Annotated in this window: 9 protein-coding genes; 6 read left to right on the plus strand and 3 right to left on the minus strand. The window is 70.3% G+C overall.

Features of this window, described 5'->3' with window-relative positions; genetic code table 11:
• The 5 genes from WBL05_RS07735 to WBL05_RS07755 all read left to right on the plus strand — a co-directional run.
• Positions 1 to 1000, plus strand: a 1000-nt coding sequence (locus tag WBL05_RS07735; RefSeq protein WP_424224954.1) for an LCP family protein, incomplete at its 5' end; no start/stop codon positions are given.
• Positions 1001 to 1002: 2 nt separating this feature from the next.
• Positions 1003 to 2337 (plus strand): sensor histidine kinase, encoded by a 1335-nt coding sequence (locus tag WBL05_RS07740; protein WP_424224956.1) that lies wholly within the window; start codon positions 1003 to 1005, stop codon positions 2335 to 2337.
• Positions 2330 to 2980, plus strand: a complete 651-nt coding sequence (locus WBL05_RS07745; protein ID WP_424224958.1) for a response regulator — start codon at positions 2330 to 2332, stop codon at positions 2978 to 2980. The genes WBL05_RS07740 and WBL05_RS07745 overlap by 8 nt, the downstream gene beginning before the upstream one ends.
• A 119-nt stretch (positions 2981 to 3099) precedes the next feature.
• Positions 3100 to 3984, plus strand: coding sequence for an ABC transporter ATP-binding protein (locus WBL05_RS07750; protein WP_424224960.1), 885 nt, complete (start codon positions 3100 to 3102; stop codon positions 3982 to 3984).
• Complete coding sequence (locus WBL05_RS07755; RefSeq protein WP_424224962.1) at positions 3981 to 5252, plus strand: ABC transporter permease; 1272 nt, start codon at positions 3981 to 3983, stop codon at positions 5250 to 5252. Before WBL05_RS07750 ends, WBL05_RS07755 begins: the two co-directional genes overlap by 4 nt.
• Positions 5253 to 5551: 299 nt before the next feature.
• On the opposite strand, the gene WBL05_RS07760 is transcribed toward WBL05_RS07755, so the two are convergent.
• The 3 genes from WBL05_RS07760 to WBL05_RS07770 are packed head-to-tail and all read right to left on the minus strand — an operon-like array spanning position 5552 to position 7746.
• Entirely contained in the window at positions 5552 to 6115 is a 564-nt protein-coding gene (locus WBL05_RS07760) for a CueP family metal-binding protein (protein ID WP_424224964.1), read from the minus strand.
• 12 nt (positions 6116 to 6127) lie between these two features.
• Positions 6128 to 6628, minus strand: a complete 501-nt coding sequence (gene purE, locus WBL05_RS07765; protein WP_424224966.1) for a 5-(carboxyamino)imidazole ribonucleotide mutase — start codon at positions 6626 to 6628, stop codon at positions 6128 to 6130.
• Complete coding sequence (locus tag WBL05_RS07770; protein ID WP_424224970.1) at positions 6625 to 7746, minus strand: 5-(carboxyamino)imidazole ribonucleotide synthase; 1122 nt, start codon at positions 7744 to 7746, stop codon at positions 6625 to 6627. Before WBL05_RS07770 ends, purE begins: the two co-directional genes overlap by 4 nt.
• 83 nt (positions 7747 to 7829) lie before the next feature.
• Here WBL05_RS07770 and WBL05_RS07775 point away from each other — a divergent pair.
• On the plus strand, positions 7830 to 8321 hold a 492-nt coding region (locus tag WBL05_RS07775), incomplete at its 3' end, for a Type 1 glutamine amidotransferase-like domain-containing protein (protein WP_424224968.1).

The raw sequence follows: 8321 nt of genomic DNA on the forward strand, positions 1-8321 counted from the left end.
CTCCCGACCGACCGGTGATTCGGGCCGGCCACCCGGGCGCCGCCGGACCAGACGCCGACAGCTGCGGCTGGTCGGGGTACTGCTCGCCGCGTGGCTGGTCTTCCTGATCGGCACCCCGGTGTTCGCACTGGCGCGGATGGACCGGGTGGACCAGTCCCAGTCCGACGCCCGGCCGCCCCGCCAACCCGGCACCGCCACGCTGCTGGTGGGCAGCGACGCCCGCGACCCCGGCCCAGGCTACGAGCCGGTGCCAGGCGACGAAGACCTGACAACCGCGCGGGCCGACACCATCATGCTGCTGTACCAGCCGCGCAGCGGGCGCCCGGTGCTGGTGAGCCTGCCCCGGGACTCCTACGTGCCCATTCCCGATCTTGGGCAGGACAAGCTGAATGCGGCCTATGCCTACGGCGGGCCGGCCCTGTTGACCGAGACCGTGGAGCAGGTCACCGGCGTCCGGATCGACGGCTACCTGGAAATCGGCTTCGACGGCTTCTCGCGGGTGGTGGACGCGGTCGGCGGCGTCGAGGTCTGCACCGACATCGCGCTGCAGGACGACCTGTCCGGGCTCGACATCCCGGCCGGCTGCACGCAGCTGGACGGCCAGCAGGCGCTGGCCTACGTCCGGATGCGTTACGCCGATCCGCGCGGCGACATCGGCCGGGCCGAACGCCAGCGGGAGATCATCGGCAAGGTGGTCGGCAAGGCCGCCAGCCCGGTCAGCGTGCTGAACCCGGTCCGCTACTGGAGCCTGAACATGGCCGCTGCCGACATGGTGACCAAGGGCGACCAGACCGGCCCGCTCGACCTGCTCGGCAGCGCCCGGGCGCTGATCGGTGTGGCCGGCCGCGACGGCCTGTCGCTGGTGGTGCCGATCGCCGACCCGTCCGGCGTCTCCGACACCGGAGCGTCGGTGGTGATCTGGGACCGCGAGAACGCGCTGGCGCTGTTCGACGAGATCAGCCGTGGTGACACCTCGCAACTCGACCGGTTCCTGGGCTGACCATGGCCGGGCTGTCGAACTGGTTCGGGGTGGACGACCAGTACGTCCGGCCGGCCACCCCCGTCGACCGCTCCGACTGGGTGGTGGTCGGGGTGCTGTTCGCGTTCACCACGGTCAACCGGGAACTCAATCGGCCGTTGGGGTTCTGGCCGGCCGGATCGCCGGTCTGGCTGGAGTACCTGGTGATCGTGACCGGCGTGGCTCCGATGCTGTGGCGGCGCCGCTATCCGGTGCTGGTGGCCGGCTACGCCTTCGTGCACTTCTTCCTGGCCTGCACCCTGGTGCCCGAGGTGGGCTACCTGTTGGGCTACCAGGCGATCCTGTTCTTCGCACTGTTCTCGGTGGCGGCCTGGGCGCGGGACCGTCGGGTGGCGCTGATCCTGCTGGGCGCCATCACCGTCGCGGTCTTCGGCTGGCTGGCCTGGGACACCGCGGTCGGCGCCGGCTTCGACACCCTGCTGGAGCGGCTCCGCGACGACCCGGACGCCGAGGTGGGGCTGCTGCCGCCCATCACGTCCTCGGTGCTGCTCAGCTACCTGACCAACGCCGTCTACGTCCTGGGTGCGGTGGTGCTGGGCCGGAACCGGTGGTGGCAGGCCCGTGGCGCCGCCCTGCTGGAACAGCAGGCCGCCACCATCGCCGCCCAGTCCCAGGAGTTGCAGCAGCAGGCGGTGGTGGCCGAGCGGTTGCGGATCGCCCGTGAGCTGCACGACGTGGTGGCCCACCACGTCTCGGTGATGGGTATCCAGGCCGGCGCCGCACGCACCCTGCTCGACCGTGACCCCGAACAGGCCCGCACCGCGCTGCTGGTGGTCGAGGAGTCCGCCCGCACCGCCGTCGCAGAGATGCGTGGCCTGCTCGGCGCGCTGCGCGGTGGGCCGGGCGCCGATGGTGACGGTGGCCGGGAGCCCGAGCCGACGCTGGCGGAGCTGCCGCAACTGGTCGAGTCGCTGCAGGCAACCGGGCTGGTGGTGGACCTGACCACGATCGAGAACCCGCCCGGGTCGCTGGCCGAGGTGGCGCTGCCGATGCAACTGTCGTTGTACCGGATCATCTCCGAGGCGCTGCAGAACGTGCAGCGGCACTCCACCGCCCGCCAGGCCCGGGTCGTCCTGCGGGCCGAGGGCAGACCGACCGGCTGGGTCGAGGCCGAGATACTGGACGACGGCCGACCGCTGCCCGGCACCAGCGGCAGCGGCCTTGGACAGCTCGGGATTCGCGAGCGGGTGGCGTCGCATGGCGGGCAGACCGAGATCGGGCCGCGAGCCACCGGCGGGTACCGGGTACGGGTCCGGCTGCCGCTCAACCGAACCGAGTCCGAGGCGCGACATGGCTGAGCCGATCCGCGTTCTGCTGGTCGACGACCAGCAACTGGTCCGCACCGGCTTCCGGATGATCCTGTCGGTGGCCGACGACATCGAGGTGGCCGGCGAGGCCACCAACGGCAGCCAGGCCATCGAACAGGTGGCGGCACTGCGGCCCGATGTGGTGCTGATGGACGTGCAGATGCCGGTGATGGACGGTATCGAGGCCACCCGGCGGCTCGCCGAACAGACCCGGGTGGTGATCCTCACCACCTTCGACCAGGACGACTACCTGTTCGACGCGCTGGCCGCGGGCGCGGCCGGCTTCCTGCTGAAGAACTCCGGCCCCGAGATGCTGCTGGAGGCGGTGCGGTCGGTCGCGCAGGGGCACGCCCTGCTGTCACCGGAGGTCACCACCCGGGTGATCGCCCAGATGAACCGGCACCGCGCTGCGCCCGGGCGTCCCGATGCCATCGCCGAGGTGGACCTGACCGAGCGCGAGACCGAGGTCCTGGTCGCGATGGCCCGGGGGCTGTCCAACGCCGAGATCGCCCGCGAACTGTTCGTCGGCGAGGCCACCGTCAAGACCCACGTGTCCAACCTGCTCGCCAAGCTGGGCGTCCGCGACCGGGTGCAGGCGGTGGCGTGGGCCTACCGGCACCACCTGGTCGACTGAGCCGCCTCCCCCGCCCGGCGGAGGATGGATCTCCCCAATCCGGCCGATGTGCCGGGGCACGCCGGGTTGGCAGTCTGGTGCCAGGCGCAGGACGCGCCGGAGGCGACCGGGAGGTACTGATGCTGGAAGTGAGCCACCTGACCCGAACGTATGGCGAGCTCAGGGCGGTGGACGATGTGTCGTTCGTGGTGCCGGCAGGCCAGATGATCGGTTTCGTCGGCGGGAACGGCGCCGGCAAGACCACCACCATGCGGATGATCATGGGGCTGCTGGCCCCGGACGCCGGGGCGGTGCGCTGGCAGGGCCGGCCGATCAGCCGGCACGACCGGGCGCGGTTCGGCTACATGCCCGAGGAGCGCGGCCTGTACGCCAAGCAGCCGATCCTCGACCAACTCATCTACCTGGCCCGGTTGAAAGGGATGACGCACGCCGACGCCCACGCCGAGGCGACCGTCCTGCTGGAGCGCTTCGGGCTGGGTGAACGCGTCAAGGACAAGCTCGAGAAACTCAGCCTCGGCAACCAGCAGCGGGTCCAGATCACCGCCGCGGTGATGGCCGACCCGATCGGCCTCATCCTGGACGAACCGTTCAGCGGTCTGGACCCCAAGGCCACCGACCAGATGGCCGGTTTGCTGGCCGAACGCGCCGCACGCGGCGTCCCGGTGCTGTTCAGCAGCCACCAGCTCGACCTGATCGACCGGCTGTGCGACGGGCTGGTGATCCTCAGCGAGGGACGCGTGGTCGCCGCTGGCACCAAGGAAGAACTGGAGGCGCGGGGCGCGGTCCGGCACCGGCTGGTGCTGGCCGGGGACGCCGGCTGGGTGCGCGATCTGCGGGGGCTGCGGGTCGACGACGTGGACGGCGGTACCGCCCTGCTCGAGGTGCTCGTCCCCGGCGCCGAGAACGAACTGCTGGCCCAGGCGCTCCAGCGCGGCCGGGTGCTCGAGTTCGCCCGGCTGCGCCCTACCCTGTCCGAGATCTATCGAGAGGTGACCGCAGCATGACCACCACCACCCGACCGTCCCGCGCGCCGCAGGCCACCCGACCGTCCCGCGCGCCGCAGGCGACCCCGACCAGCCCGCAAGCGGGCATGCAACGCGACAACCAGCCGGCCTGGCTGACCGTCACAATCCGCGAGATCATGGTCAAGCTCACCGACCGTACGTTCATCATCGGCACCATCAGCACGCTGGCGTTGGTCGCGGTCGGCATAGGGGTGGTCTGGTTCATCGGCAGCCGGCCCAGCGACACCACGCTGGTGGTCACCAGCCCCGAGGCGGCCGCGGTCGGCCAGGCCGCCGATGCCGCCGTCCGGCAGGACAACGCGGACAGTTCGGTCACCGTCCTCGAGGCCGCCGACGAGGCCGAGGCCCGCCAGCAGGTGACCGACGGCACCGCCGATGCGTACCTGGCCCGGGGCGACGACGGCTGGGTGCTGACCTGGCAGTCCGAGCCCGGCCGTGACTTCGAGGCGACATTGTCCGAGGTGCTCACCAGCAGGACGATGGCCGACCTGGCCGCCGCTGCCGGCATCACTCCCGAACAGCTCAGCCAGCAGATGAGCCTCCGGTCACAGGTGCTGGAGGGGGACGCCGTCGACGGCATGGTCGGCTACTTCGCCGGGCTGGCGTTCGCGGTGCTGTTCATGATGTCGTCGATGATCTACGGCATGCAGATCGCCAGTTCGGTGATCGAAGAGAAGCAGTCCAGGATCGTCGAGATCCTGGTGGCGGTGATCCCGGTCCGGCAGTTGCTGGCCGGCAAGGTGATCGGCAATACCGTGATCGCGTTCGGCCAGATGGTGCTGCTGCTCGGGGTCGCCCTGCTGGGGGTCAGCTTCACCCCCGTCACCGGTGCCCTGCCGAACCTGTCCAGCGGAGTGGGCTGGTTCCTCGCGTTCTTCCTGGCCGGCTTCCTGGCGCTGGCCTGCATCTGGGCCGCCGCCGGCGCGCTGGGCACCCGGTCGGAGGATCTCAACCAGACCTCCCAGCCGCTCACCTGGTTGCTGCTGATCGCCTACTTCGTGGGGTTCACCGTCAGCGGCACCGCCCGGGTGGTGCTCAGCTACGTGCCGATCATCTCCAGCATCCTGATGCCGGTGCGGATCGTGGAGGGCGCCGCCGACTGGTGGGAGCCGATCGTGGCGCTGCTGCTCAACCTGGCCTTCGCCGCCGTGATGGTGCTGCTCGGCGAACGCATCTACCGGCGGGCACTACTGCAGACCCAGGGCCGGCTGACCTACCGGCAGGCCCTGTCCATGAAGGAGAACTAGGCGCCGCTGGTTTCGGCGCGTCGGCCGGGCCCGGCACTATCCCGGGGCCCGGCCGTTCGTGCGCATTCCTGTACCCCGCCGTGGCCCGTGGGCACGGCCGTGCACCATGCCCGCCGCAGGGCCCGCCAGCGCCCGGGACCGTGCACTTCCCGGCGCAAGGGCCCGATAATGCACGCGAGCAGCCTCCAGAGCGTGCACTTACCAGCCCGGTGCACGGATACTGCTCAGCGTCAGGGATGCGGGTGAGGCGTGCGGGGTGAGGCCGCGCGATCAGGGTCGAGGCCAGCCCCGGCCAGCGACTAGACCAGCCGCAGCGTGGTGATGCAGGTGGCGTCCTGGTCGCCGGTGGCGAACCCGACGCTGCCCTGCCGACCGTCCTGGCTGATCGTGATGGTTCCCGAGGTGCCCTTCGGCACCCAGAAGCCGGCGAAGCCGTTGGTCCAGGTGGTGGCGTCCTGGTCGACCAGCACTTGGCCGTCATCGGTGGTGATGTTCACATGCACGGGCTCCTCGACCAGCTCGCCCTGGCAGGTGCCGAGGCTGTGGAAGAAGCAGTCATGGGTGGAGTCCACGAAGGGCGCGATCGACAGGTAGAACTTGTCATCCGGCATCGGCAGCACCTGCTCATCGGTGCCGTCGCTCAGCAGCAGTTCGGTGGGACGAACCGAGCCACCCAATTTGGTGGGCCGCGGCTCGGTCGAGCGGTCGAGCTGGTTGATCACCTGCTCGGCGTCCATACCGGTCAGGCCGTAGCGCTCCAGCAAGGTGTCGCCGGAGCCGGCGGTGTCATCGGGCGACCCGGCGCAGCCCGCCAACAGCAGCACGGCGGCGAACAGGGCAGTGAGTATCCTGGCAAGCTTCAACAGTCAGACCTTTCATGTCGTGGCGTGGCCCCGGACCCGTTCCCCCTTCGCCCTCGCCACGTTCCGAAGGTCGTCCTGGAAGGCGATCATCTGTTCGACGAGTTCACCACGCGCAACCCCCAGAATACGAACCGCCAACAGCCCCGCGTTCCGCGCCCCCCCGATCGCCACCGTCGCGACCGGCACCCCTGCCGGCATCTGCACTATCGACAGCAGCGAGTCCATGCCATCCAGATACTTCAGCGGCACCGGGACCCCGATCACCGGCAGCGGGGTTACCGCGGCCAGCATGCCGGGCAGGTGCGCCGCTCCGCCGGCGCCGGCGATGATGCAGCTCAACCCGCGCTGGTGGGCCTGCCGGCCGTAGTCGATCATCTCCTGCGGCATCCGGTGCGCCGAGACCACGTCGGCCTCGTACCCCACCCCGAACTCCTGCAGAGCCCGGGCGGCCGGTTCCATCGTCGGCCAGTCCGAGTCGGAACCCATCACGATTCCCACCAGCGGTTGGGTCATCTTCCCTCCTTGATCTGACCCATCAGGTGGCCAGCGGCGTGCCGGGCCCGGTTGCGCACCTGATCGAGGTCGTCGCCGTAGCAGACCACGTGGCCGACCTTGCGCCCGGGACGAAGCTGCTTGCCGTAGAACTCCACCCGCAGCCGCGGGTCCCGGGCGAAGCAGTGCAGCAGCTCGCCGGTCAGGTCGTCGACGTCGCCGCCGAGCACATTGACCATCACGCACCAAGGGTCACGGGCCCGCGGGTCGCCCAGCGGCAGGTCGAGCACCGCCCGCAGGTGGTTCTCGAACTGGCTGGTGTGGGCGCCGTCGATCGTCCAGTGGCCGGTGTTGTGGGGACGCATCGCCAGTTCGTTGATCACCACCCGGCCGTCGCGGCGCTGCATCAGCTCGACGGCCAGCATGCCCACCACCTGCAGTTCGTCGGCGATGTCAAGGCCGAGCCGGGCGATCTCAGAGGCCTGCGCGTCCGACAGCCCGGGCGCCGGGGTGACGGTCTCGCGGCAGACACCGTCCAGCTGGATCGTCTCGCTGACCGGGTACGACACCGCCTGCCCCGACGGGGAGCGCACGATCAGTACCGACATCTCACGGGCGAAGTCGACGAACTCCTCGCCGATGATCTCGACCGGTTCGCCGGCCGAGGCGTCCTTCGACTCGGTGAACGGGCGCTCGCAGTCGGTCGGCCCGGCGAGCTTCCACACCCCGTGGCCGTCATAGCCGCCGCGGGACGCCTTGGCGATGATCGGCCAGCCGATCTCGTCGCCGAACGCCCGCAGGCCGGCCGGGTCCAGACAGTGTCGCCAGGTCGGGGCAGGCGCGTCCAGAGCGCGGGTGAGCCGTTGCCTCATCAGTAGCTTGTCCTGGGCGTGCTGCAGGGCGTCCGGCCCGGGACGCACCAGCTTGCCGTCGGCCACCAGGCCGCGCAGGATCCGGGTGGGCACGTGCTCGTGGTCGAAGGTGATCACGTCGCAACCGGCGGCGAACTCGCACACGGTCGCCTCGTCGTTGTAGTCGCCGACCACCACGTCCCTGATCACCCGGGCGGCGCCGACTTGCGGACCTTCGGCCAGCAGTCGCAGGTTGACGCCCAACGAGATTGCCGGCGCGTACATCATCCGGGCCAACTGGCCACCGCCGATCACGCCGATTGTGGTGGTAGGACTCACCCGCCCAGCGTAGCGGCTGCCATGATGACCCCATGAGCAAGCACATCGTGACCATGGGTGGTGGCGGCTTCTCGATGTCGCCCGACTCCGCCGCGACGAACCTCGACCGCTACCTGGTCGAACTCACCGGGCGTCGGGCACCGATGGTTTGCTTCGTCCCGACCGCGTCGGCCGACGACGCCACCTACATTCGCAAGTTCCTGACCGCCTACGGGGCGTTGGGGGTGCGGACCATGGTGTTGACGCTGTGGACCGACGCCGCCGGCTCGGTGGCCCGGCTGCCCGAGGCCGACCTGATCCTGGTCGGCGGCGGTTCGACCGCGAACCTGCTGGCACTGTGGCAGGTGCACGGCGTCGACAAGGTGCTCACCGAGATGGCAGCCGGTGATCGCGACCTGGTGCTGGGCGGGCTGTCGGCCGGCGGGTCGTGCTGGTACCAGGGCTGCGTCACCGACTCGTTCGGCGACATCCGGCCGTGGCCGCACGGGTTGGGGGTGCTGCCCGGCAGTTTCTGCCCGCACTGG

It is taken from the genome of Brooklawnia sp. (assembly GCF_049651565.1).
GTDB lineage: Bacteria > Actinomycetota > Actinomycetes > Propionibacteriales > Propionibacteriaceae > Brooklawnia.